This window comes from Corynebacterium sp. H78, from assembly GCF_037572275.1.
In the GTDB taxonomy this organism is placed as follows: Bacteria; Actinomycetota; Actinomycetes; order Mycobacteriales; family Mycobacteriaceae; genus Corynebacterium.
This window is the reverse complement of record NZ_JBBHKX010000002.1, coordinates 863,837-887,464: the sequence shown is the minus strand read 5'-3', so window position 1 is coordinate 887,464 and position 23,628 is coordinate 863,837. Positions and strand designations below refer to the sequence as shown.

Genomic DNA, 23,628 nt, shown 5'->3' with positions numbered 1-23,628 from the left:
CGTCCCTCTGGGAAAGGCCAAATTTGCAGCACCCTATTGGTTTTGACCATCAAAAGTACATTGACATGCAATCCGCTCACATCAAGGAGCGGCGAGAAGCTATCGGTGGCGAACGAGGATCAAACGGCAAGCTCTACCTCGAAATGGGTGGCAAGCTTTTCGACGATCTCCATGCATCCCGCGTCCTCCCTGGATTCACCCCAGACAACAAGATCGCGATGCTAGACCGACTACGCGACGAGCTCGAGATCATCGTGTGCCTCAACGCCAAGGATCTTGAGCGCCAGAAAGTGCGCGCAGACCTCAATATCCCTTACGAAGACGATGCCCTTCGCCTCATCGACGTATTCCGTGAACGTGGTTTTTTGGTTGAACACGTCGTCGTCACGCAGCTCACTGATGACAACCATGTGGCAATTGCGTTCATCGATCGCCTCCAGCGGTTGGGGCTGAAGGTCACACGCCATCGAGTCATCCCTGGCTACCCGACCGACGTGGAAACCATCGTGTCAGACCAGGGTTTCGGCATGAATGAGTTCGCTGAGACAACCCGTGATCTCATCGTTGTGACTGCACCGGGTCCCGGGTCTGGCAAGCTGGCCACCTGCCTGTCGCAGATCTACCACGAGTTCCGTCGTGGCGTTCCTGCCGGATACGCGAAGTTTGAGACCTTTCCAATCTGGAATCTGCCTCTTGAGCATCCGGTTAATCTCGCCTACGAAGCCGCCACGGCCGACCTGGACGACATCAACCTCATCGATCCGTTTCACCTGGCTGCGTACAACACCCAGGCAACCAGCTACAACAGGGATGTCGAGGTGTTCCCGCTTTTGAAGGGACTCCTCGAAAAGTTGGATGGCTCATCGCCATACCAGTCGCCAACTGACATGGGTGTCAATATGGCTGGCTACTGCATTTCCGACGACGATGTCTGCAAGGAAGCAAGTCGCCAAGAGATCATTCGCCGCTATTACAAGGCTCTCGTCGAAGAACACCGCGACGAGCTCGATGACACCGTCTCAAGTCGAATCGCGATGGTCATGACCAAGGCGGGAACGAAGGCCCAGCACCGGCGCGTCGTCAAGCCGGCCCTAGATGTGGAAGAGGCAACCGGCGCACCAGGTTCTGCCATCGAGCTGGCTGATGGCACGATTATTACCGGTAAGACATCCGCACTGCTGGGTTGTTCGGCAGCGATGCTTCTGAATGCATTGAAGTACCTCGCCGACATTGACCCAAAGCTGCATTTGCTGTCACCAGCATCAATTGAGCCGATCCAAACACTGAAGACCGTCCATTTGGGCAGCCGCAACCCACGCCTACACACAGATGAGGTCCTCATTGCGCTGTCCGTATCCGCTGGGTCTAACGACGAAGCGAAACGCGCACTTGCCGAGCTGAAGAATCTGCGCAACTGCAATGTTCATACGACAACCATTCTCGGTTCTGTCGACGAAGGCATCTTCCGCAATTTGGGAGTGCTCGTCACAAGTGAGCCGAAGTATCAACGAAAGACTTTGTACCGGAAACGATAAGCGTCACATGCATGATGCATCGTGCGTCGAGTCACAGTTTTTCACGGAGGGGTTACACCAGTTGTATGGTGCGACCCCTCTCCTTTTGCTTTTCAGCTCAACGTCTGGCCGCGAACTACCACCAACATAATTGCTGCTAGTTCAACTAAACTTCCGATCAGATCAGAGTGGCCCATCTATGCCAACGGCGAGATTGCGCCTTACGTCACTAGGTAAGGTTTGACTTACCGAACCCTACATGTGTTAACTTCATTGTTACCTAAAGCTGACCTACAAAGTTGGGTTAGTGGGGGCTATCAAGAATTGGCACTATCAAAAAGGACATCATGGCGAACACTCGAATCAAGCTTCTTGCTACCGCCACCGCTCTCGGTCTTGCGCTGACCGGCTGCTCCAACGCTGGCGGAGCAGAGGGCGACAAGGAAGCACAGGCAAACGGTGACACCATCAGTGTTGAGGACAACCACGGCACGCAAAACGTTCCAGCAAACGCTGAGAAAGTTGCAGTCACTGACAACCGTTCGTTTGAAATTCTCTCCCAGTGGGAAATCCCATTGGTCGCTGCACCAAAGGCTTTGATTCCTTTCACGGTTGACAGCTACAAGAACGACGACAGCATCGCAGATATGGGCACCCACAAGGAGCCAAACCTTGAAGCACTGGTTGCAGCACAGCCAGATCTCGTTGTCAATGGTCAGCGCTTTGCCAAGCAGTACGAAGACATCAAGAAGCTGAACCCACAGGCTGCAGTTGTGGAATTCGAACCGCGAGAAGACAAGCCTTTCGACGAGGAGATCAAGCGCCAGACTGAGCTGCTCGGCACCACTTTCGGCAAGGAGGAGGAAGCAACCAAGCTCATCGAGGACTTTGACAAGGCTCTCGAGCGCGCCAAGAAGGCATACGACCCTTCGAAGAAGGTCATGGCTATCAACGTTTCCGGTGGCGAGATTGGTTACATCGCACCGAGTGTCGGACGTACCTATGGTCCCCTCTTCGACCTCATTGGAATGACCCCGGCTCTCAAAGTTGAGAATGCATCCGACAACCACGAAGGTGACGATGTCAGCGTTGAGACCATCGCAAAGTCCAACCCAGACTGGGTCCTGATCCTCGACCGCGATGCTGGCACCAACACCCGCAACGAGGCTGAATACAAGCCAGCCAAGGATGTTATTGAAGGCAACGAAGCGCTGAAGAACGTGTCGGCTATCAAGGATTCCCACGTTGTCTACGCGCCAGAGGACACCTACACCAACGAAAACATCATCACGTACACCGAGATTCTTAACTCGATGGCAGATGCTTTCGAAAGCGCAAAGTAGCAGCGACTCCCTGCGAGTCTTTCTCGCACAATAGGCAGCTCACGGAAACCGCACGGCACCAGCCCCCTCGCCCGACGGTTTCCGTTGCTTAGTTTGATTGGAAAACACTTACTGTGTCTGACCTCCTCCACGTCCGACCCGCGGTCACGCGTTCCCGTCTCTTCGATTGGAAGCTGATCGCGGGCCTCGTCGTTGTTTCAGCACTATTGGCCGTATCTCTACTGACAGGCCAGTACGACATCTTTGGCACCGATGACGGTGGCGAAATGTTTGCGATTACGCGCGTGCCACGCACAGTCGCACTCATCCTCGCTGGTGCAGCCATGGCGATGTCGGGACTTGTCATGCAGATGCTCACGCAAAACCGCTTCGTGTCACCGACAACGACGGGCACCACAGAGTGGGCAGGCCTCGGTTTGCTGGCCACCATGGTTCTCATTCCATCTGCAACCATCTCTCAACGAATGATGGGCTCGGTGCTGTTTTCCTTCATCGGAACCATGGTGTTCTTCATGTTCCTGCGACGGGTTTCCCTACGGTCCTCATTGATCGTCCCGATTATCGGCATCATGCTGGGTGCCGTCGTCAGCTCTGTTTCGACCTTTTTCGCTCTACAAACCGACATGCTCCAAAGTCTGGGCATCTGGTTCGCTGGCAGTTTTACCTCTGTGTACAAAGGCCAGTACGAGATCCTGTGGGTTGTGCTGTTAGTAGTCGTTGCGGTCTTCTTCTATGCAGATCGGCTCACAGTGGCCGGCCTCGGTGAGGACATTGCTACCAATGTTGGACTGAATTACCAGCGGCTCCTTCTCATGGGCACCGGTTTGATTGCCATCGCTACAGGTGTCGTGACGGTTGTCGTCGGCAATCTGCCGTTCCTCGGCCTTATCGTGCCGAACATCGTGTCCATGATTCGTGGCGACGACCTGCGCAGCAACCTCCCGTGGGTATGCCTCACGGGTATCGGCGTGGTGACGGCCTGCGACATCATCAGTCGAATCGTCATTGCACCTTTCGAAATCCCCGTTTCGGTGGTCTTGGGTGTAATCGGTGCAATCGTATTTGTGACATTGATTGTGAGGCAGCGAAGCAATGGTTAATGACACCCGCACCACCCCAGAGACACCGTTGACTCCACAAGAGCTGCATTTCATGCAGCCAGTTGAGACCGTCGAACCTGTCGCTGAAGCACCAGTTCGGTCTGCCGCTGCGTTCCAAACGAAGCGTGCAGCTCGCAAGTACTGGATCATTCTGGCAGTTGTTACCGCGCTCGGACTTCTTGCTGCTTTCGGTTTGCTCGCTTACGGCAATCCCATGCCGGTAGGCACGGAACAGTTCTGGCTGCTTGCAGAACGACGACTCGAGGCAGTCATCGCCATGCTCATTGTGGCTTTCTGCCACTCTTTCGCCACCGTCGCGTTTCAGACAGTGACGAATAACCGCATCATTACACCGTCGATCATGGGTTTTGAGGCTCTCTATACGGCTTTGCACACAGCTACCGTCTATTTCCTTGGCATCACTGGTTTGATGGAAGCACGTTCGATGCAGACGTTCCTGGTGCAGCTGGTCTTGATGATCGGCTTCAGCTTGGTTTTGTACGGCTGGTTGCTGACGGGAAACAAGGGCAACATTCACGCCATGCTTTTGGTAGGCATCGTCATTGGTGGTGGCCTCGGTTCCTTATCGACATTCATGCAACGGTTACTCACTCCAAGCGAGTTCGATGTTTTGACTGCCCGGCTCTTTGGGTCTGTCAACAATGCGGAAGCAGAGTATTTCCCGATCTCCATCGCACTCATCGCTATCGCGTGCATTGGCATCTACGGCATGTCCCGCAAGCTCAACATCATTTCCCTGGGACGCGATGCCACCACAAACTTGGGGCTGAATCATCGCCGAATCTCAATCTTGACGCTCATCTTCGTTACCATCCTGATGGCCGTCTCCACCGCCCTGGTGGGACCCATGAGCTTCCTCGGCTTTCTCGTCGCAACGCTCGCGTATCAGTTTGCTGATACCTACGACCACCGGTACATCTTGCCGATGTCGTTGTCTATCGCGTTCATGGTCATGACCTGCGCGTACTTTGTCATGAACCACATCTTCTACGCACAAGGTGTGGTGTCCATCATTATCGAGCTGGTTGGTGGCTCGGTGTTCCTCTTCGTCATCCTTAGGAAGGGCCGACTGTGATTACTCTGACGAACGTCCGTAAGCAGTACAACAGCGAAGTCGAGATCGGCCCCGTCAATCTCGACATTCCCGCCGGAGGCCTCACTGCGCTCGTTGGCCCCAACGGCGCCGGCAAGTCCACTCTTCTGACCATGATTGGTCGCCTCATGGACATGGACGAGGGCGCGATCTCCGTCGCAGATTTCGACGTATCGACGACAAAGTCCAAGGATCTCGCCCGCGTGTTATCGATTCTGCGCCAGGAGAATCACTTCATCACTAAGTTGACGGTTCGTCAGCTTGTCGGATTCGGTCGATTCCCTTACACCCAAGGGCGCCTGAACAAGACCGATGAAGAAATCATCTCCCGCTACATCGACTTCCTAGGCCTGACAGAACTGGAAAACCGCTATCTCGATCAGTTGTCGGGAGGTCAGCGGCAGCGTGCATACGTCGCAATGGTGTTGTGCCAGGAGACAGACTATGTGCTTCTCGACGAGCCACTGAACAACCTCGACATCGCGCACTCAGTTCAGATGATGCAGCATTTGAAGCGCGCAGCTGTGCAGTTCGGCAAGACCATTGTTGTGGTCCTGCACGACATCAATTTCGCGGCTCGCTATTCCGATTACATCTGCGCCGTGAAAAATGGAAAAATCGCGGAGTTCGGCACGCCCGAACAGATCATGAAGAACGAGATCCTATCCGAGATTTTCAACACTCCAGTGGAAGTTATCGACGGCCCTAACGGTCCCCTCGCCTGCTACTTCTGATTTAGGGGAAGCTCCTACAGAGCGCTAGAGTTGAAGGCGTGTCCATTAGCAAGATTCTCCTGTACTACTGTTTCGCACCGCTGTCCGATCCGAAAGCCGTGATGCTGTGGCAGCGTGACTTGTGCGAGTCGCTCGGCATGCGAGGTCGCATCCTCATTTCCGAGCACGGAATCAACGGCACCGTGGGCGGTGACTTGGATGCGTGTAAGAAGTACATTCGCAAAACTCGGGAATACCCTGGCTTCAAGAAGATGGAGTTCAAGTGGTCCGAGGGCGGTGCTGAGGACTTCCCTAAGCTTTCGGTGAAGGTGCGCGATGAAATCGTCGCATTCAAAGCCGCGGGCGAGCTAAAGGTCGACGACCACGGCGTGATGGACGGCGGCAAGCACCTGAAGCCGCATGAGGTCAACGAACTCGTCGAAAAGCATGGCGATGACGTGGTGTTTTTCGATGGTCGCAATGCCATGGAAGCGCAGATTGGCAAGTTCAAGAATGCCGTTGTTCCCGATGTTCGCACGACCCACGACTTCATCGACGAGCTGGAATCTGGCAAGTACGACTGGATGAAAGACAAGCCCGTCGTCTCCTACTGCACCGGTGGTATTCGCTGCGAAATTCTGTCTGCGCTGATGAAGAACCGTGGCTTCAAAGAGGTTTACCAGATCGATGGTGGCATCGTTCGCTACGGCGAAAAGTACGGCAATAAGGGCCTATGGGAAGGCTCGTTGTATGTGTTCGATCGTCGCATGCACCTCGAATTTGGGGAAGGCATCGACGATGAGGACTACGTTCAGCTCGGCCACTGCATCCACTGCGGTGAACCAACAAACAAGTTCCAGAACTGCATTAACGAAGACAATTGCCGGAAGCAGGTACTGATCTGCGACGACTGTTGGTCCAAAACCGAAACCCAGCATTGTGGCCAGGACGAGTGCATAGAGGTTGCGCAGAAGGCTGCAGCAGAGGCAACGTCCTAGGCTCGTGGCCTCTCGCGGCTTCATCCTCGGTCACATTTCGTAGTCATGGTGATTCGAGTCGTCGGCAAGCCTGTACGATTTGTGTGAATCACCATGACTAACTCTGAATCTCACTCCAAGCGTTCCAATCACAACGCTTCACGACGGCCCCAGTCCCCTCAACAACGCACCAATAAGGGACCACGACGAGGCGCGGGCAAGAGTTCTCGCCGAGTGACGCCAGAAGTTGCCGACGCAAAAAAGCGCCTACACGCGGAGCTCACCGAGTTGCCGTTCGCCGAGGCGCGCAGTTTCCGTCGTCGTTTGGGTCGAGCTGGCTCCCCCAACGCTGTTCACGCCATCGGCGAAGACATTGAGCTGGCGAAGATGCGGTGCGAAGATCGTCGTCAAGCAATGCCTACGGTTACGTATCCGGAGCAATTGCCGGTTTCTGCACGTAGGGACGACATTGCCGAGGCGATTGAGAAGAACCAAGTTGTCGTCATTGCCGGTGAAACGGGTTCGGGTAAAACGACTCAGATTCCGAAGATTTGTCTCGAACTTGGGCGTGGTGTGCTGGGCAAGATTGGCCATACACAGCCACGTCGTCTCGCAGCTCGCTCCGTGGCAGAACGTATTGCTGAGGAGCTGGACGAGAAAATCGGGCAGCACGTCGGTTACGCGATTCGCTTCGATGATCGTGTCGGAGACAACACGGCGATCAAACTGATGACAGACGGCATTCTGCTGGCAGAGATTCAGCGTGACCGGTTGCTTCTCGATTACGACACCATCATTATCGACGAAGCGCATGAGCGTTCACTTAATATTGACTTCTTGCTCGGTTACTTGAAGCAGCTATTGCCGAAGCGCCCTGAGCTGAAGGTCATCATTACGTCGGCAACGATCGATCCGGAAGCATTCGCCCGACACTTCGCCGATGCTGACGGCACACCTGCCCCGATCATTGAAGTTTCGGGGCGCACTTATCCAGTTGAATTGCGGTACCGCCCGCTTGTGGATCAGGTGACGGACAAGCACGGCAACGTCAAAGAGATCGACCGCGATCCTCTCGATGGTGTCCTCGATGCCTGTCGCGAACTCATGCGTGACGGCGACGGGGACATCCTGGTCTTCTTTTCTGGCGAGCGCGAGATCCGCGAAGCCAAAGAAGCAATCGACGGGCAGCATTGGCGTGGTGTTGAGGTGCTGCCATTGTTTGGTCGTTTGTCGAACGCTGAGCAACACAGGGTTTTCGGTCCACATTCTTCGCGACGAATCGTGTTGGCAACCAACATTGCCGAAACTTCGTTGACGGTGCCGGGTATCCACTACGTTGTCGATACAGGCAGCGCGCGTATTTCGCGGTATTCAACGCGAACGAAGGTGCAACGCTTGCCAGTCGAGCCAGTCAGCCAAGCGTCAGCTAATCAGCGTTCGGGCCGATGTGGTCGTGTCGCTGATGGCGTAGCTATTCGCCTGTACAGCGAAGAAGATTTTGTTTCGCGTCCGGAATTCACAGATCCGGAGATTCTGCGCACCAATCTTGCGTCTGTGATTCTGCAGATGGCCAATTTGAAGCTGGGCCGCGTTGAGGACTTCCCGTTTATCAACCCACCAGATAACAAGGCCATCCGAGATGGTGTCCAACTTCTTGACGAACTCGGCGCGCTGACCGCCACAACTAATGAAGCACCAACGCTGACCCCACAGGGACGTGATATCGCGCGTCTACCTGTCGACCCTCGACTAGCTCGCATGTTGGTCGAAGCGAACACTAATGGCGCATTGCATTCTGTCATCACCATTGTCTCTGCGTTGAGTCTGCAAGATGTACGGGAACGTCCACTGGAGTTCCAAGCTCAGGCGGATCAGCTCCATGCCCGATTTAAAGATACGACCAGTGATTTCGCCTCCTATCTGAAGCTGTGGGACTATCTCACGGAGAAGCGGCGCGAACTTTCAGGAAACCAGTTCCGCAAACTGTGTAAGCGGGAGTACCTGCACTACATGCGTGTTCGTGAATGGCAGGATCTCCACCGCCAATTGACTCAAGTGGTGGGTGAACTCGGGTGGAATTGGTCATCCGACACCAACGGTTCTGACACGGATTCCATCCACCAGAGTCTGTTGGCCGGAATGCTGTCGCAGATCGGTGTTCGAGAAGGCGATGGCAAGGAGTTTACGGGTACCCGAAATACAAAGTTCCTCGTACATCCTTCGTCGGCGCTGAACAAGAAGCCCCCTCGTTGGGTCATGGCTGCCGAGATCGTCGAAACCTCGCGTACCTTTGCCCGCAGCGTCGCTGTCATCCAACCGCAGTGGGTGGAGAAACTAGCCGACCATCTGCTGAAAGACCAGTATTCCGAACCACATTGGTCCACTAAGCGTGGTGCCGCTATGGCTTATCTGAAGCGCACTTTGTACGGTGTGCCGGTTGTTGTGGAGCGCATTGTTCCCTATCACCTTGTCGATCCTGTGGCAGCCCGTGAGATGTTCATTCGACATGCCCTAGTCGATGGCGAGTGGACTACCCATCACCGCTTTTTCCACGACAATCGTGCAAAGCTCGATGACGCAGCACTCATTGAGGACAAAGCTCGCCGTCGCGGCATTGTTGTTGACGATGACACTTTGTACGCCTTCTACGACGCCAAGTTACCCGCATCCATCACAACCGCGGCAAACTTCGATCGTTGGTGGAAGAAGACTTCTCAGAAGAGCCCCACTCTTCTGGACTTCGATCCTTCCAAGTTGGTTAATCCGGATGCCCACGATGTGTCCGAGGTCCAGTTCCCTGATATGTGGCAGCAGGGTTCTTTGGACTTCACGTTGTCCTACAAGTTCGAGCCGGGTGCCGTCGATGATGGCGTGACTCTACACATTCCGGTTCCATTGCTCGCCGGATTAACTTCCGAGAACTTCGATTGGCTTGTCCCTGGTCTCCGGTTAGAGCTTATTGAGGCTCTGATCCGTTCCCTTCCGAAACCGTTACGACGTTCCGTGGTGCCAGCTCCGGATTTTGCTCGCAAGGCTTTCGATGTCATGGTGCCGTATAGTCGTCCTCTCACCGAAGCGTTGGCCGACGCACTTCGCCAGTTTGGCGGTACGGGAATTTCGGCTACTGATTTCGATCTGGATAAGCTCCCGGATCACCTGCGCTTCAACTTTGCGACGATCGACCGCCGAGGAAACATTACTGACCAGGATCGGAATTTGGCAGCACTGCAAGGGCGTCGTGCAGGTCAAGTGCGGACTGCGGTGTCACAAGCAGCAGCACATTCTGAGCACGACGCTGTGAAGGAATGGACTGCTGACAACCTAGGGGCAATCCCGGAAACGGTCGAGAACAAGGTCGATGGCCAAAAGGTGACAGCGTTTCCTACGTTGGTTGCCACCAAGGACGGTGTCGCAGTTAAGGTCATGCCAACGAAGGCACAGGCAGAAGCATCGTTGGTCACCGCATGCTTGACCATGTTGCTGCGGGACTGCACAGTGCAAGTAAGTTCCATGGTGAAAGGGCTGCCTTTGCAACAGCGGGTTGCCGTGGATTCTTGGCCACACGGCGGAGCTGAAGGACTTGTCGAGGACTGTCGTGTCGCAGTTGTTCGTGATGCCATGATGACCAATGGTGGCCCCGTCCGAGATCCGAAGGACTACAAGAAGCTTCGCGATGCCGTAAAGCCCCTCGTCAATGCTGGTGTCCGACAGCTGGTTGTAGGAATGGCAGCAGCGTTGCCCCGCTATTACACGGTGGTACAGGAACTTAAAAAGTGGGAAGGACCAGCTGTTGACGATATGCGTCGCCAGTTGGAGTTCATGCTTCCTCAAGGTGCGGTAGCACGGCACGGCTGGACGCACTTGCGTCACTTGCCTCGTTACTTCGAAGCAATGGAGATCCGTATTCAAGATATGGATCGCGATCCTTATCGGGACGCCGACTTGGAAGATGAAGTCGCCGAGGTTCGGGCCCATCTGGAGAACAAACTGAAGCAATTGCCTGTTGCTCGCCAGAAGTCCGCTGCAGTTCGTGATATTGGATGGATGGTTCAAGAACTCCGAGTGAGTCTGTTTGCCCAACGCCTAGGCACCGCCCGAACTGTGTCTACAACGAGGGTGAAAAAGGCAATAGATAAGCTCTAGTAATCGTGCTTGGGTCGATCCCTGTGTTCCCGGAGGTAGCGGATTTCGTTTTCGAAATCTTCGGCCGAACTGAAGGACTTGTAGACGGATGCGAAGCGTAAGTACCCGATTTCATCGAGGTCACGCAGTGGCTCAAGAATTGCGAGGCCAATATCATTGGAATCTACGCGGGGAGTTCCTTTAGCTCGGAGAGCTTCTTCTACGTTTTGAGCAAGCTTCTTTAACTTGGACTCAGGCACGTCTCGCCCCTGACATGCACGCCGAACACCCTGAATGACCTTCTCGCGACTAAATTCTTCAGCGATACCGTCGCGTTTCACTACCATGAGTTGTGAGCGTTCCAGAGTGGAAAATCGCTTTCCACATGCTAAACACTCGCGTCGACGGCGAATGGTCATGCCGTCATCGATCAACCGGGAATCGATTACCTTGGTGTGGTCATGGTGACAGTATTGGCAATGCACGCTTTCATCTTACGTGCAGCAGATTCTTCTACCCTGCAGCCGTTGTCGCAGTAGCGCCGATAGAAATTACCGTGGCTGGCACAGGGGCTTCGTCAGGGGCGGTTGCAGAAGCGAGAGCTCCGAGCAGACCGGCTGCGCCAATCATCGCGGCTGCAACACCCATATTGGCGCGACTCCTGCGAACACCACGCAAAGGACCCGCGCCCGCACCACCCGAGGCAGCCGCTACCGGAGGCAGAACCGCACCTGATGCCCCTCCGATGTAGAACAAATCGTGGCCACCCCTTGGTCGCTGACGACGTGCCGCACGGTGACCCAACGGACGAACAGAAGTCCGCCTGTGCGTTCGAATAGCTCGACGTGACTCCTTCACGGCACGAGCACGCCGGGTGGCGCCAGAAAATGCCGGACGCGAAAAGTCGAGTTCGACAATGGACGTATTGCTCGAGGTCTGTACATCATTCCGGTATTCTGCAAGAAAAACAGTCATTGCTGAATCCTTCCTACTTTCCGTTCGAACAATAGTCGAACAACGATGCAACCATATGTTCGATTGCGTTCCTATGTTCGATTTATAGCACCCTTACCGGACAGTGTCTACAAAGTTTTCGAAAATACTCGAACAGTTGTGCCATATTTCGAACACGTCGTGTATTGTCGAGACCAAGGTGTGAGTTAGAAAACACAGGACAGTTCCTCGATTCCGACGTTGACTTGGATGGCTACGTGGGCGTCAACTTTGGCGCCAACGTGGACATCCAATGCGGTATCAAGAGCGGACAGCAGACTGGATGCAGAGTGGAGATAACAACATGGCAAGTAGCAAACCCGACATGAGTCCCCTTACCGAGCGGCAGCGGCGCATTCTCACTTTCTTGAACGATGCGCTGACGTTGCGGGGTTATCCACCAAGCATTCGGGAGATCGGCGATGCAGTTGGCCTTAGTTCTACCTCGTCGGTGGCATACCAGCTGCGCGAGTTAGAAAAGAAGGGTTTCGTTCGGCGCGATGCCAATAAGCCTCGGGCAGTCGATGTTCGCAACCTCAACGACAAGCTTGATGGCATGGACAGCTCTTCGAAGCCGGGCCCACAGCCACGTCCTCAAATCCAGACTCCAGATCTGCCAGAAGATATTCCTGCACCGACGGTGGTTCCAATCGTTGGCCAGATTGCAGCCGGATCCCCTATCCTCGCCGAGCAGAATGTCGAAGATTACATGGCTTTGCCTGGAGAACTCACTGGATCGGGCGACCTGTATCTGCTGAAGGTCGTCGGCGACTCCATGATCGATGCGGGCATATTGGATGGCGACTGGGTGGTCGTCCGCTCTCAGAACGTGGCACAGCAGGGAGACTTTGTGGCCGCCATGTTTGACGACGAGGCGACGGTCAAAGAATGGCACGAGGATGCTGCCGGTAAGTGGCTATTGCCTCATAACCGGGCATTCGAGCCACGTCGCGCAGAAGAAGCAACAATTCTTGGCAAGGTCGTGACTGTGCTTCGCAGTCTCTAAGTTTTCTCTGTTTGACCTGCTCCTAGCTACGTTCTTTAATCTATCAACTCACCCCGTTTATGCCCGTTTGAATTTTGTTGTGGGTTTTCATTGCCCTAAACACAATCAAACGGGCATACTTCTATTAGTACGGTTTTCGTAGCGTTTACCCCTAGTAAACGTGCACGGTCATGGCCAGATGGAGGCTCTCTCACATGTACGCAGAAGAACGACGCCGAAAAATTGCAGCGCTTACTGCGGTAGAAGGCCGTGTGACAGTCGCCGATTTGGCGCTGAGCTTTGACGTAACTGCCGAAACTATTCGCCGTGACCTCGCACAGCTTGACGCTGAAGGTGCGGTACACCGAGTCCACGGCGGAGCCGTCGCAACGAAGTCATTTCAGACGCTCGAGGTTTCAGTAGACGCGCGGAAGAACGCGCAGCGTGATGCTAAACAGTCGATTGCTCGAGCTGCGGTGGACTTTCTTCCACATTCCGGTGGTGGTGTTTTCCTCGATGCAGGCACGACTACCGAAGCTCTCGCAGAGCTTATGGCGCATGCTCCAGATGAGCGACAGTGGTCGGTGGTGACCAATTCCCTGCCCAACGCACTGACGCTAGCCGCCGCAAATTTCATTGAGCTTCAGTTGCTCGGGGGTCAGGTTCGAGTGATCACGCAGGCGGTGGTGGGTGATGCCGCGCTACGTACTCTCGCATTGATGCGCGCTGATGTTGCCTTTATCGGATCAAACGCCCTCACTGTGGATCATGGCCTATCTACTGCCGATCCGCAGGAAGCTGCAGTCAAAAGGGCAATGATTACTAACGCGCGGAAGGTCGTCGTTATGTGTGACTCCACGAAGTTGGGCCGGGATTTCTTGGTCAGCTTTGCTGGTTTGGATGACATTGATGTCGTCATTACCGATGATTCAGCTCCAGAGGCGTTCGTTCAGAATCTCCGTGATCACGGTGTGGAAGTAGTTATTGCCTGATGATCTTGACCCTTACTCTCAACCCGTCGATTGATCGAACGGCGCGAATCAACGCGCGTCTCGAACGCGGTGGGGTCTACCGCTTACCTATGCCAGATGATATGGCTGGCGGCAAAGGAATCAACGTTTCGGAAGCTCTCTTCCTGGCAGGTTATGACACCTGCGCGTTGTATCCGGCAGCTGCTCACGGTCGCTTTTCACGTTTGCTGGGGCTCGCTGGTATTCCTCACGAGGCAATTGATACAGGCAATGATGCACGCATCAACTACACGCTTGTCGAAGATGACGGCACCACCACGAAGTTGAATTCGCTGGGCATGACTATGACCAAGCACCAGCGTTATCAGGTATTCAATCGATTGGAAGTCCTCGCTCCTGCTGCTAGTTGGGTGGTACTTGCTGGGTCCCTGCCTCCTGGTGTCCCACGAGACTTTTATGTCGCGTGTCTGCGCCACATTTGGTCTGCCAATCCGAGTGCCAAAATTGCCATTGACACCTCCGACGGACCGCTGTACACAGTCGGCAAGAATCTGAAGCTCATCGCCCCTACCCTGCTCAAACCAAACGCTCACGAGGCCGGGCAAATGCTTGGTCTTAACGGAGATGCCATTGAGCAGAACGCCCTCGCGGGCGATTACGGGCTTGCTGTTGATGCAGCTCGTACCCTCAACGACAAGGGCGTTGACGAAGTATTGATCACGCTTGGTCCAGCTGGCGCCGTACTTTCCGTGCGTGATCAACCAATCTACGTAGCGACCCCACCGCCCATCACACCAGTGTCAACGGTTGGCGCAGGCGATTGCACTCTCGCGGGCTATTTGCTTGGACGCGTCGGGGACAAGCCACTCGATGAATGCCTGGCATTGTCCATGGCATACGGTGCAGCCGCGACGGCTTTGCCAAGCACCCAGATTCCAACTCCAGATCTATTACGCACCTCGGAAGCTACCGTCACACGGTACTCCGCTGACTAGGGACGATGCACCATGACACTTGACACGAATGATCTCATTTCCCCGGAACTCATTCGGCTTGATGTCAACGTTGGGTCTACGACGGATCACGTCCTGCGATTTCTTACGGGACTTGTGAAACATGCGGGAAGAACGTCCAACAGTGCGGGTTTGCTTGCCGACGCCCAATCCCGTGAAGCCACTTCCAGCACTGGTTTTAAAGGTGGCATTGCCATTCCCCATTGTCGCAGCTCTCACGTAGAGTCTCCGACCCTCGTCTTCGTCCGCTTGTCCAGTCCCGTGGATTTTGGGGGCCCGGACGGACCTGCGGACCTCGTATTTTTTATTGCTGCCCCAGCGGGGGCCGATGACGCACACTTGACTATCTTGTCGAGTCTTGCCCGTGGTCTGATCAAGAAGGACTTCCGCGCAGCACTGCGTGGCACTGAGTCTGCCGACGATGCCATCAACATCATCGCCACCAAATTGTCAGCTTCCCCGCGCACGTCGAATACCGCCCTGACAACTGCGTCGCAACGCGAGGCGGCGGTTGAGCCGATTCAGACTCGTGAGGTCACGCACATAGTTGCAGTCACTGCATGTCCCACCGGCATTGCCCACACATACATGGCGGCCGATGCGCTCACGCATGCTGCAACCAAACGTGACGACGTGGCGCTGTCCATCGAGACTCAAGGCGCTTCAGGCAAAGTGCCATTAACCGACGCTGCTTTAGCGAACGCAGATGTAGCGATCATCGCCTCAGACATCGAGATCCATGCGCCCAGTCGACTCGATGACATTCCTACTCTTTCGATGTCGGTCCGGAATGCCCTTGATCAGCCAGACAAGGTCATCGCTGATGCAGTTGAGTTAGCTGCATCCCGCCCCGTTGCATCCTCCAGGGTTGAATACGGTTCCCCACGTCAAACCGGGACGTTCGAAACTGTCCACAGCCAAGCCGACGATGGCCCCAGCACATCCACTCCACGTGGCTCGAGTGGCATTGGTGCTCACTTCCTGCGACGTATCAAACAGGCAATGCTCACGGGCACGAGCTATATGGTGCCGTTCGTAGCGGCTAGTGGCCTTCTCATTGCCGTGAGTTTCCTTTTCGCAGGCACGCAAGTTTCACAGTTTGCAGAAGCCGTCGTCCAGGATTCGTCGTTGTGGGACCTTCCTCATCCAATGTCTGGGAACGAATACCACTTCGGTAACGGACAGGTTTTCGACATCAATCGCCCTGGCTTGCTGGTCTACTTGGGCGGAGCACTATCGCTTATCGGTGGGTTCGGCATGCAAGCGATTGTGCCGATTCTCAGTGCATATATCTCATACGGATTGGCACATAAACCCGGTATCGCACCCGGTTTTATTGGGGGTGCCATCTCCCTGAGCATGGGTGCAGGGTTCATCGGAGGAATGGTTACCGGCATGCTCGCTGGTCTCTTGACCAGCTGGTTAGCCAGCCTAAAAGTGCCGAAAGCCCTCGACTCGCTGATGCCGATGGTGGTCATCCCACTGCTCAGCTCCATGGTTGTTGGCCTGTCCATGTACCTGGTCCTCGGTAAACCCCTCAGCAGTGTGATGTCAGGCCTTCAATCCTGGCTCACCGGGATGTCTGATTCGTCCGCAGTGTTGTTGGGCTTGGTCCTCGGCATCATGATGAGCTCCGACCTCGGAGGCCCCATCAACAAAGCTGCTTATATCTTTGCGACGGCCGGCCTGTCCTCTGGCACAGAGAGCTCTCAATTGATCATGGCCGCAGTGATGGCGGCCGGTATGGTTCCCCCACTGGTCTTGGCTCTAGCAACATCACTAACACCGCAGTACTTCAATGCCACGGAGCGCGATAACGGCAAGGCGGGTTGGCTGCTAGGTGCCTCGTTCATCTCTGAGGGCGCCATCCCGATCGCCGCAGCCGATCCGCTTCGGGTCATCCCCGGAATCGTTATCGGCGGCGGTGTTGCCGGGGCTATGTCGATGGGACTCGGAGCAAGCACTATGGCACCACATGGCGGTGTGTTTGTCCTGTTTGCCACAGAGCATCCCTTGTCGTGGATTGTCGCGATTCTTGCGGGCTCACTCGTAGGTGCGCTATGCGTTGTGACTTTAAAGAAGTGCTGGCCGCAGCGCATTTCCCCTACAACTGGGTAGGCCTCGCCTGCTAGCCCTTTGAGGTCAATCAGAGTCTCTGTCGAGCCACTTGCTGGCCCTCCCCGACGCGTTCGTAGAGGAACTTCAGAAGTGGGTAACCAATGATGATGCCGACCGAACCCCAAGCAATGCCTTCCAACTGGATGGAACCAACATTGAGGGTCAAGTTGCCAATTCCCGCAACTAGGGCGACTGCTGCTGCCGTCAGGTTCACTGGGTTATTGAAGTCGACACGCTCATCGATCCAGATTCGAACACCGAGCAGCCCGATTAAGCCGTACAACACCAGCGTTGCCCCACCCAGCACGCCTTCAGGGATTGTCAGGATCAACGCACCAAACTTCGGAATGAACGCCAACGCGATAGCGGTTAGTGCTGCTACCCAGTACGCAGCAGTTGAATACACCCGGGTTGCCGCCATGACACCGATGTTCTCGGCGTACGTGGTCGTACCTGATCCGCCTGCACAACCGGCGAGGGTCGTCGCAAAGCCGTCAGCGATTAACGCATCACCAGCAAGGTCATCCAGATTTCGACCAGTCATTGCGGCCACGGCTTTCACGTGGCCGACGTTCTCGGCAATCAGCACGACAATCACCGGGAGTCCAATCAGCATTGCATTGAGGTGGAACTCTGGAGCGTGGAAGTCCGGGAGACCAATCCACTGGGCCTCGGACACCGTCTGCGTTGCCTCTGGCGAGAGGTTGCCGGTCACAGCAGCGAACAACCAACCGACGAGGACACCGACCAGCACGCCCAATCGAGCCAACATGCCACGACCAGCGACGGTCGCAATCAAAATGGTGGCCATAGTGACGAAGGCGACGAGCGGCTGCGTCGCAAAGTTCGTTGTAGCCGTCGGTGCCAAGTTCAAACCAATCAGCGAGACGATGGCGCCTGTCACTGTCGGTGGCATCACTGCATCGAGAAATGCCTTACCTGCAAGCTTGACGACGAAGCCCAGCGCCATCAACACAGCACCAGCAGCGATGATCACACCCAGCTGGGCACCAATACCTTGCGCCTGCGTCGCCGAGAGCGGAGCAATGAAAGCAAACGACGAGCCAAGATAGCTCGGTAGTCGGTTGCGGGTAATGAGCAGAAATAGAATCGTGCCGATACCCGAGAAAAGCAGAGTGGTGTTGACGGGGAAACCCGTAATCAGTGGGACCAGCAGCGTAGCACCGAACATTGCGATGACATGCTGCATGCCGACGCCAATGGTGCGCAGCCAGGTCAATCGCTCTTCAGGTGCGACGACAGCGCCCGGTGCAATACGACGGCCATCGCCGTGTAGCGTCCAGCCCATTAAGTGGCCTTGATCAGCGTTACGTGAGTTCACGAAGCCATATGTTACGCCCTAGAGGCTACTTTTCTTCAATGATGAATTCGCTGAGCTCACGTGCCATCGACTTCGGCAATCGGACTTCGATGTGCGTGCCATCACCCTCGTACGTCTCGGCCAGGACGGTAGCTTCCTCGTGCAGTCGAGCCACGATATCGCCACGTTGAAAAGGAATCATCATGGTGACGTGTGCGTCCAAAGCATTGAGAGCAAGTTCAATGCGTGTCTCCAGCTCCGGGATGCCTTCGCCTGTCTTTGCTGAGGTAAAGACGACGTCGTCAAGCTCAGCGCGTAGCTGCGCAAGGGTGATGCCATCAGCTTGATCAATCTTATTGACAACCAACAACTCTGGTGGCACTTCCATGTCCTGCTCGGCAGCGATGTCATTGATGACATCATTGACTGCCTGAATCTGATCCAACGGAAAAGCATCAGAGCCATCAACCACGTGCAGGATTAGATCCGCTTCCAGTACTTCTTCCAGGGTGGACCGGAACGCCTCAATGAGCTGCGTTGGCAGGTGACGTACGAAGCCCACGGTGTCGGTCATGATCACCGTGCGACCGTCGCGAAGCTCCGCGCGCCGGGTCGTTGGGTCCAGGGTTGCAAACAGTGCGTTCTCGACTAGTACACCGGCATCAGTCAAGGCATTAAGCAGTGACGACTTACCGGCATTCGTGTAGCCAGCAATGGCGATTCGTGGCAAATGCCCAGCTTTACGACGCGCGCGTTTAATCTCACGCGCCGTCTTCATAGCAGCAAGCTCTTTACGGATTCGAGCCATGTCCTGGCGCAGACGTCGACGATCAGTCTCAATCTTCGTTTCACCGGGACCACGCAGACCCACACCGCCATTCGAGCCAGCGCGACCACCAGCCTGACGAGAAAGGGAATGTCCCCAACCACGCAGTCGCGTGATCAAGTACTGCATCTGCGCGAGGGACACCTGTGCTTTACCCTCTTTGGACTTGGCGTGCTGAGCAAAAATATCCAAAATCAGCATCGTGCGGTCAATGACCTTGGCATCCAGGCGGTCTTCCAATGCAACCAGTTGGCCAGGCGACAATTCACCGTCGGCAATCACGGTATCTGCGCCCGTCGCTTTCACGATGTCGCGAAGTTCGGCGACCTTACCCGAGCCGATATATGTGCCCGGGTCTGGCTTGTCACGGCGCTGCAACACCGCTTCCAGTACCTCGGAGCCGGCGGTTTCTGCCAAAGCGGCGAGCTCATTCATCGCAGCTTCCGCCTCTGCAAGTGTGCCTTCCGTCCACACACCCAGCAGGATTACTCGTTCCAGTCGTAGCTGGCGATACTCGACTTCAGTGATGTCCTCCGCATCCGTCGTGTGGGTCGCAGCTCGCGACAACCTACGCAGCGACGAACGCGCTTCAAGATCAAGATCACCAGTTGATGGAGTAAATTCAGTCATGTTGCCACGTATTGTCGCACGTTGACCGGGTAAAACCCCAATTCGACACGACGTAAGTGCCTGCTTATCGACGTCGCTGTGGAGCCTGCAGAGTCAACACGACGGGCCCACGTTCCCCGCCTGGTGCAGCCGGCCCGCATGCGTCGCCACTGGAGGTCGCATGACTACACGAAGAACAACCACTTGACGGGCACGATGCCGCTAACCGTTCCCGCTGCACCTGCCCGGTCCGTTCCAAGTGCTCAAGCACCGCGTCGACGGTAACCCTGGACAGCCCTGTTTCCTGCGCAATCGCAGCACGAGACAGCACGCCTCGCGCCATGGCTGCCTTCACATCGGCCAATGGTGTCCGACGTTCTTGCTGTGGTGCTTCGGTTTTGCCTGGCGACGATTCGTCGCTACGCGCTTGTCGAAACCACTTCATTTCTGCCCTGCGATTCTTAGAAGAAAAGTCTTAGAGGAAAAGCTTCAGTATCTGGAACGCTGCTACGGCCAACACCCACGCGCCAATCAGCTGGGAGCCAAGCCCAAACAACATCCATTTGGTACCGATCTCTCGCTTCTGCGCGGCTAGCGTGGCGACACACGGGGTATACGCCAGCATGAAGAGCATGTATGCCCAGACTGCTGCAATCGTGTGCCCTCCCGAAGACTCTTCGAAGTCGGCTCGGATCTGGGTTGCCAATTGGCTTTCAGCTTGTTCTGACTCAACGGCATCAGTCACGTCTTCAACTGCATAAGTCTGCGCCCAGGTGGAGATGACTGCTTCCTTTGCGACGAAACCAGTAATCAACGAACCTGACAGAGTCCACGACCCAAAGCCAGCTGGTTCGAACACCGGAGCAATGGAATGGCTGACCTTGCCATAAGCAGAATCCTGTGGAGCCAAATCCTCGCTACCGAAGCTATGACCGGGCACGACTGGCATGGCCAGCAAGAACCACACGACCACGACGGTTGCTACGATGATGCCACCGGCAGTTTTGAGGAAGCCCTTCAAACGAATCCACATCACGCTGGTAACGAGGCGCACCGTTGGCAATTGGTAGGTTGGCAGATCGATGACCAGTGGTTCCGATGGCAGTGCGCGCCACAAGGTGTTGCGGAGGATCAAGCCAGTAAGAACGACGAGCAAAATCGAGATCACGTACATCGCGAACACGACGTTGCCAGCGTTGTCTGGGAAGAACACCGCGCCCATCATGACGTAGACCGTCAAACGCGCACTACACGACGTAAACGGAATGAGCAGCGACGTGAGGATTCTATGCCGAGGATTACCCAATACTCGGGTCGCCGAGATTGCTGGAACATTGCAACCAAAACCCACGATGAGTGGAATAAACGCCTTACCGGGCAGCCCTATCGCACGCATGACCCGGTCAGTGACCACTGCTGCACGAGCCATGTAGCCAGAGTCTTCCAACACAGCGAGACACAAGAACATCAGTGCCATCAATGGAGCGAACGTCAGCACCATGCCAACGCCACCGATCAGGCCATCAACGACCAATCCAGTTGCGATAGGCCCGTCAAGACCAATAGCGGCCAAGCCAGCCGTAGCCCATTCCGACAGTGGACCAGTAAAGAAAGCATCCAAACCGTCCTGTAGTGGAGCGGCCACGGTCGTCGTTATGTTGAAAACAACCCACATGACGAACAAGAACAACAGCGGGCCAAGGAAAGGATTGAGCGCAAACTGATCGATACGATCGCTCCATGTCACGCGTTCATTTTCGGTATGAACAGACGCACTGACGGCTGCATCGATAGCAGCAAAACGAGCTTCGTCAAGTGCTTCCTGATCAACCTCTGCGACCGGCACTACCTCAGCGTCACAGCTGTTGCAGCACGACCTATCTTCGTCCTCGCTGCTCTGACAATCGGTAAATGATTCGGGGCTTTCGTCGAGAAGCTGTTCTACATGCTGTGGATGAGATGGCTGTGCGATGGGGCGCATCGTCACCAAGCAGCCTTCCAGGGCAGCTTGAACTGTCTGCCCAACCCGAGCGAGCCCAGCTTTGCGACGTGGATCCACCGGCACCACCGGCACGCCCATCGCTTCTTGCAGTGCAGCTGGATCGACGGTGACGCCTTGCGCTGCAGCAACATCGAGTTTCGTCAACGCAATGACTAAGCGGTTTGGATGCTCGGCGATTTCTGTAGCCATGTACAGACCACGTGCCAGCGACGTTGCGTCGACGACGACCACAACGAGGTCAGGACGCTCTTCCATCGGCTTTTCGATGAGCATCTCGCGAGTGAGTTCCTCGTCAGGACTCATCGCATCCAACGAATAAGCTCCTGGAAAGTCAATGACATCCATGACGGTGTTACCGACAGTCCATGCGCCACGACTAACTTCTACAGTCGTGCCCGGCCAGTTACCCATTTGAGCTTTAGCGCCGGTCAGCGCATTGAATAATGTGGATTTGCCGGAGTTCGGCGCGCCCACCAAAGCAATGATGGGCGATCCAGCGGGCGCTACTGATCCGCCGGGGCACTCGTGACAGCTTGGCGCAGCCGAGAACTTACGCTTGCTATTGCCCAAGGACCCTTCGGTACTTATGACAACTTTGCTCATTGAAGAACTCCCATGAGTGCGAGAGTCTCCCGATCAATTGCATAACGAGAGGTGCCTGACTTGACTACTCGCCCACCGCCGGCTGTCTTCTGTGCAACTGTCACTCGCATTCCTGGACGCAATCCGAGTTGAGCAAGTCGGCGACACAATCCTGCTTCCGCCTGTGGAGCAGCGAGAACCACCGACATTCCGGAAGGTACTTCCGCGAGTGAATCCCACTGCGGACGATCAGCAGGTGTCTGAGCTGGTACGCCCATCGGAGTCAGCTCGATAGTCATCGAGCCTGTCGAGCTGGTGGAAAACTGCTTCCCCATGTCGATCTCCCTAAGTATGTCAAGCCTGATATTTGGCAAGCCTTGAAGAATTAACTAAGGCCACCCTACCCCACTTGTATAGGTAGACCCCAAATTGACATCAGGATTTCACTATCGGGGTTACCCACGTCTCCCATCTGACGCGCGTCACAGGAGGTGGCGACCAGTTTCCACACCCGCCCGTACTACAGTGGAACACTATGACTTCCGACCTACGCAGCATTGGCCTCGGCTACGACCGGTGGCAGGATGCCATTGAAGCTGCCATCGCCAGTGATTACCTGTCCGTTATCGGTGAAGTGCGAGGCGGCCAGCTCGTCCGTTTCGAAGATCCATCCGGCGCCCGACTTCATGTGCTCGGCGTGGAACCGTTCGCCACTTTTGCTGGCTTTGCGGGGCTCACACAGGTCACAGCCCATGTTTCTGCACTAGATGATGTCCTTGCACTCATTGAAATCGTCGAAGATGACCCGGCATCGGAGAAGTTCGATCAAGTTCTGCACTCCGTTACGTGCGCGTTGGCACAGAGCCCGCTGCTTGTCGACGAAGGCACCCAGACCTTCGAACACGTCAACCTCGCAGCTCTCGCTGTGGATGCACAGGTAAGCGACAACGACGGATCGAACCCACAGCAACTCCGCTCCCTCGGAGCTGAGGCAATCGTTGGGCCGAAAGCGGGCACCACTGCCCCTGACGCATCAGTCGAGATCTCCGGCGTGATCAACCAGGTTAATAAGCGAACCAATCGCTTGACTGGCCAGGACTTTTGGCTGATCCATGCTGATGTACCAGTCTCAATTGACATTCTGCTGCCTGCAATCGACGACGAGCCTGAGCCTGCACCTGGCCAGATCGTCACCGGCCGCTTCCTGATGGTCGGCGATGTGATTGCACCACAAGGTTGCGGCGACTCTTGTGGCGATGGTGGCTGCAGCTGTGGCTCCGGTGGGTGCAGCACTCACTAGTCCACGCCGACGACGCAACCCCACG

19 protein-coding genes are annotated in these 23,628 nt (G+C 55.4%); 12 read left to right on the top strand and 7 right to left on the bottom strand.

The window, feature by feature from the left end; translation table 11 throughout:
• The first annotated feature begins 23 nt into the window (after positions 1 to 23).
• The 7 genes from WG934_RS05120 (at position 24) to hrpA (ending at position 10,904) form a co-directional block, all read left to right on the top strand.
• Entirely contained in the window at positions 24 to 1,535 is a 1,512-nt protein-coding gene (locus tag WG934_RS05120) for a DUF1846 domain-containing protein (RefSeq protein WP_339988968.1), read from the top strand.
• 326 nt (positions 1,536 to 1,861) lie between these two features.
• Positions 1,862 to 2,857 (top strand): siderophore ABC transporter substrate-binding protein, encoded by a 996-nt coding sequence (locus tag WG934_RS05115; protein WP_339978207.1) that lies wholly within the window; start codon positions 1,862 to 1,864, stop codon positions 2,855 to 2,857.
• A gap of 113 nt (positions 2,858 to 2,970) precedes the next feature.
• Positions 2,971 to 3,957, top strand: a complete 987-nt coding sequence (locus tag WG934_RS05110; protein WP_339978206.1) for an ABC transporter permease — start codon at positions 2,971 to 2,973, stop codon at positions 3,955 to 3,957.
• Positions 3,958 to 4,009: 52 nt separating this feature from the next.
• The gene (locus WG934_RS05105; RefSeq protein ID WP_339978851.1) at positions 4,010 to 5,053 is read left to right on the top strand and encodes an iron chelate uptake ABC transporter family permease subunit; all 1,044 of its coding nucleotides are present in this window, start codon (positions 4,010 to 4,012) and stop codon (positions 5,051 to 5,053) included.
• Complete coding sequence (locus tag WG934_RS05100; RefSeq protein WP_339988967.1) at positions 5,050 to 5,805, top strand: iron ABC transporter ATP-binding protein; 756 nt, start codon at positions 5,050 to 5,052, stop codon at positions 5,803 to 5,805. Before WG934_RS05105 ends, WG934_RS05100 begins: the two co-directional genes overlap by 4 nt.
• A 38-nt stretch (positions 5,806 to 5,843) precedes the next feature.
• On the top strand, positions 5,844 to 6,782 hold the full coding sequence (trhO, locus tag WG934_RS05095) for an oxygen-dependent tRNA uridine(34) hydroxylase TrhO (protein ID WP_339988965.1): 939 nt from the start codon (positions 5,844 to 5,846) through the stop codon (positions 6,780 to 6,782).
• A 93-nt stretch (positions 6,783 to 6,875) separates the two neighbouring features.
• Complete coding sequence (hrpA, locus tag WG934_RS05090) at positions 6,876 to 10,904, top strand: ATP-dependent RNA helicase HrpA (RefSeq protein WP_339988963.1); 4,029 nt, start codon at positions 6,876 to 6,878, stop codon at positions 10,902 to 10,904.
• Here the strand turns inward: hrpA and nrdR are convergent.
• Together nrdR and WG934_RS05080 are read right to left on the bottom strand one after the other, a co-directional pair.
• Positions 10,901 to 11,368: a transcriptional regulator NrdR gene (gene nrdR / locus WG934_RS05085; RefSeq protein WP_339978198.1), complete on the bottom strand. Its 468-nt coding sequence runs from the start codon at positions 11,366 to 11,368 to the stop codon at positions 10,901 to 10,903. The genes hrpA and nrdR overlap by 4 nt on opposite strands.
• A gap of 28 nt (positions 11,369 to 11,396) precedes the next feature.
• Positions 11,397 to 11,858 (bottom strand): hypothetical protein, encoded by a 462-nt coding sequence (locus WG934_RS05080; RefSeq protein WP_339988961.1) that lies wholly within the window; start codon positions 11,856 to 11,858, stop codon positions 11,397 to 11,399.
• Between the two features lie 343 nt (positions 11,859 to 12,201).
• Between WG934_RS05080 and lexA the strand changes: the two genes are divergently transcribed.
• From lexA to WG934_RS05060, 4 genes are all read left to right on the top strand, one after another.
• Positions 12,202 to 12,882, top strand: a complete 681-nt coding sequence (gene lexA, locus WG934_RS05075) for a transcriptional repressor LexA (RefSeq protein WP_445228183.1) — start codon at positions 12,202 to 12,204, stop codon at positions 12,880 to 12,882.
• 194 nt (positions 12,883 to 13,076) lie between these two features.
• The gene (locus WG934_RS05070) at positions 13,077 to 13,853 is read left to right on the top strand and encodes a DeoR/GlpR family DNA-binding transcription regulator (protein WP_339978194.1); all 777 of its coding nucleotides are present in this window, start codon (positions 13,077 to 13,079) and stop codon (positions 13,851 to 13,853) included.
• Positions 13,853 to 14,827, top strand: coding sequence for a 1-phosphofructokinase family hexose kinase (locus tag WG934_RS05065; protein WP_339978193.1), 975 nt, complete (start codon positions 13,853 to 13,855; stop codon positions 14,825 to 14,827). Before WG934_RS05070 ends, WG934_RS05065 begins: the two co-directional genes overlap by 1 nt.
• Before the next feature lie 12 nt (positions 14,828 to 14,839).
• Complete coding sequence (locus WG934_RS05060) at positions 14,840 to 16,963, top strand: PTS fructose transporter subunit IIABC (protein ID WP_339988959.1); 2,124 nt, start codon at positions 14,840 to 14,842, stop codon at positions 16,961 to 16,963.
• Between the two features lie 28 nt (positions 16,964 to 16,991).
• On the opposite strand, the gene WG934_RS05055 is transcribed toward WG934_RS05060, so the two are convergent.
• From WG934_RS05055 to WG934_RS05035, 5 genes are read right to left on the bottom strand one after another with little or no spacing between them, the layout of a single operon-like run.
• Positions 16,992 to 18,272, bottom strand: a complete 1,281-nt coding sequence (locus WG934_RS05055) for a uracil-xanthine permease family protein (protein ID WP_339989256.1) — start codon at positions 18,270 to 18,272, stop codon at positions 16,992 to 16,994.
• Between the two features lie 58 nt (positions 18,273 to 18,330).
• Positions 18,331 to 19,782 carry a GTPase HflX gene (hflX, locus tag WG934_RS05050; RefSeq protein WP_445228208.1) on the bottom strand — a complete coding sequence of 484 codons (1,452 nt, stop codon included), beginning with the start codon at positions 19,780 to 19,782 and terminating at the stop codon, positions 18,331 to 18,333.
• A 22-nt stretch (positions 19,783 to 19,804) separates the two neighbouring features.
• Positions 19,805 to 20,164, bottom strand: coding sequence for a FeoC-like transcriptional regulator (locus WG934_RS05045; RefSeq protein WP_339988957.1), 360 nt, complete (start codon positions 20,162 to 20,164; stop codon positions 19,805 to 19,807).
• Between the two features lie 30 nt (positions 20,165 to 20,194).
• Positions 20,195 to 22,324, bottom strand: a complete 2,130-nt coding sequence (gene feoB, locus WG934_RS05040) for a ferrous iron transport protein B (RefSeq protein ID WP_339988956.1) — start codon at positions 22,322 to 22,324, stop codon at positions 20,195 to 20,197.
• Positions 22,321 to 22,638, bottom strand: coding sequence for a FeoA family protein (locus WG934_RS05035; protein WP_339978185.1), 318 nt, complete (start codon positions 22,636 to 22,638; stop codon positions 22,321 to 22,323). The genes feoB and WG934_RS05035 overlap by 4 nt, the downstream gene beginning before the upstream one ends.
• 200 nt (positions 22,639 to 22,838) lie before the next feature.
• Between WG934_RS05035 and WG934_RS05030 the strand changes: the two genes are divergently transcribed.
• Complete coding sequence (locus tag WG934_RS05030) at positions 22,839 to 23,603, top strand: hypothetical protein (RefSeq protein ID WP_339978183.1); 765 nt, start codon at positions 22,839 to 22,841, stop codon at positions 23,601 to 23,603.
• The last annotated feature ends 25 nt before the right edge of the window (positions 23,604 to 23,628 follow it).

What these genes read in the sequence shown, in the direction of transcription:
- WG934_RS05055 (WP_339989256.1), bottom strand. Translation starts at nt 18,272, where the DNA reads ATGGGCTGGACGCTACACGGCGATGGCCGTCGTATTGCACCGGGCGCT.
- WG934_RS05080 (WP_339988961.1), bottom strand. Translation starts at nt 11,858, where the DNA reads ATGACTGTTTTTCTTGCAGAATACCGGAATGATGTACAGACCTCGAGC.
- WG934_RS05105 (WP_339978851.1), top strand. Translation starts at nt 4,010, where the DNA reads ATGCAGCCAGTTGAGACCGTCGAACCTGTCGCTGAAGCACCAGTTCGG.
- WG934_RS05115 (WP_339978207.1), top strand. Translation starts at nt 1,862, where the DNA reads ATGGCGAACACTCGAATCAAGCTTCTTGCTACCGCCACCGCTCTCGGT.
- WG934_RS05030 (WP_339978183.1), top strand. Translation starts at nt 22,839, where the DNA reads ATGACTTCCGACCTACGCAGCATTGGCCTCGGCTACGACCGGTGGCAG.
- WG934_RS05035 (WP_339978185.1), bottom strand. Translation starts at nt 22,638, where the DNA reads ATGGGGAAGCAGTTTTCCACCAGCTCGACAGGCTCGATGACTATCGAG.
- hrpA (WP_339988963.1), top strand. Translation starts at nt 6,876, where the DNA reads ATGACTAACTCTGAATCTCACTCCAAGCGTTCCAATCACAACGCTTCA.
- WG934_RS05065 (WP_339978193.1), top strand. Translation starts at nt 13,853, where the DNA reads ATGATCTTGACCCTTACTCTCAACCCGTCGATTGATCGAACGGCGCGA.
- WG934_RS05045 (WP_339988957.1), bottom strand. Translation starts at nt 20,164, where the DNA reads ATGAAGTGGTTTCGACAAGCGCGTAGCGACGAATCGTCGCCAGGCAAA.
- feoB (WP_339988956.1), bottom strand. Translation starts at nt 22,324, where the DNA reads ATGAGCAAAGTTGTCATAAGTACCGAAGGGTCCTTGGGCAATAGCAAG.
- lexA (WP_445228183.1), top strand. Translation starts at nt 12,202, where the DNA reads ATGAGTCCCCTTACCGAGCGGCAGCGGCGCATTCTCACTTTCTTGAAC.
- WG934_RS05060 (WP_339988959.1), top strand. Translation starts at nt 14,840, where the DNA reads ATGACACTTGACACGAATGATCTCATTTCCCCGGAACTCATTCGGCTT.
- WG934_RS05070 (WP_339978194.1), top strand. Translation starts at nt 13,077, where the DNA reads ATGTACGCAGAAGAACGACGCCGAAAAATTGCAGCGCTTACTGCGGTA.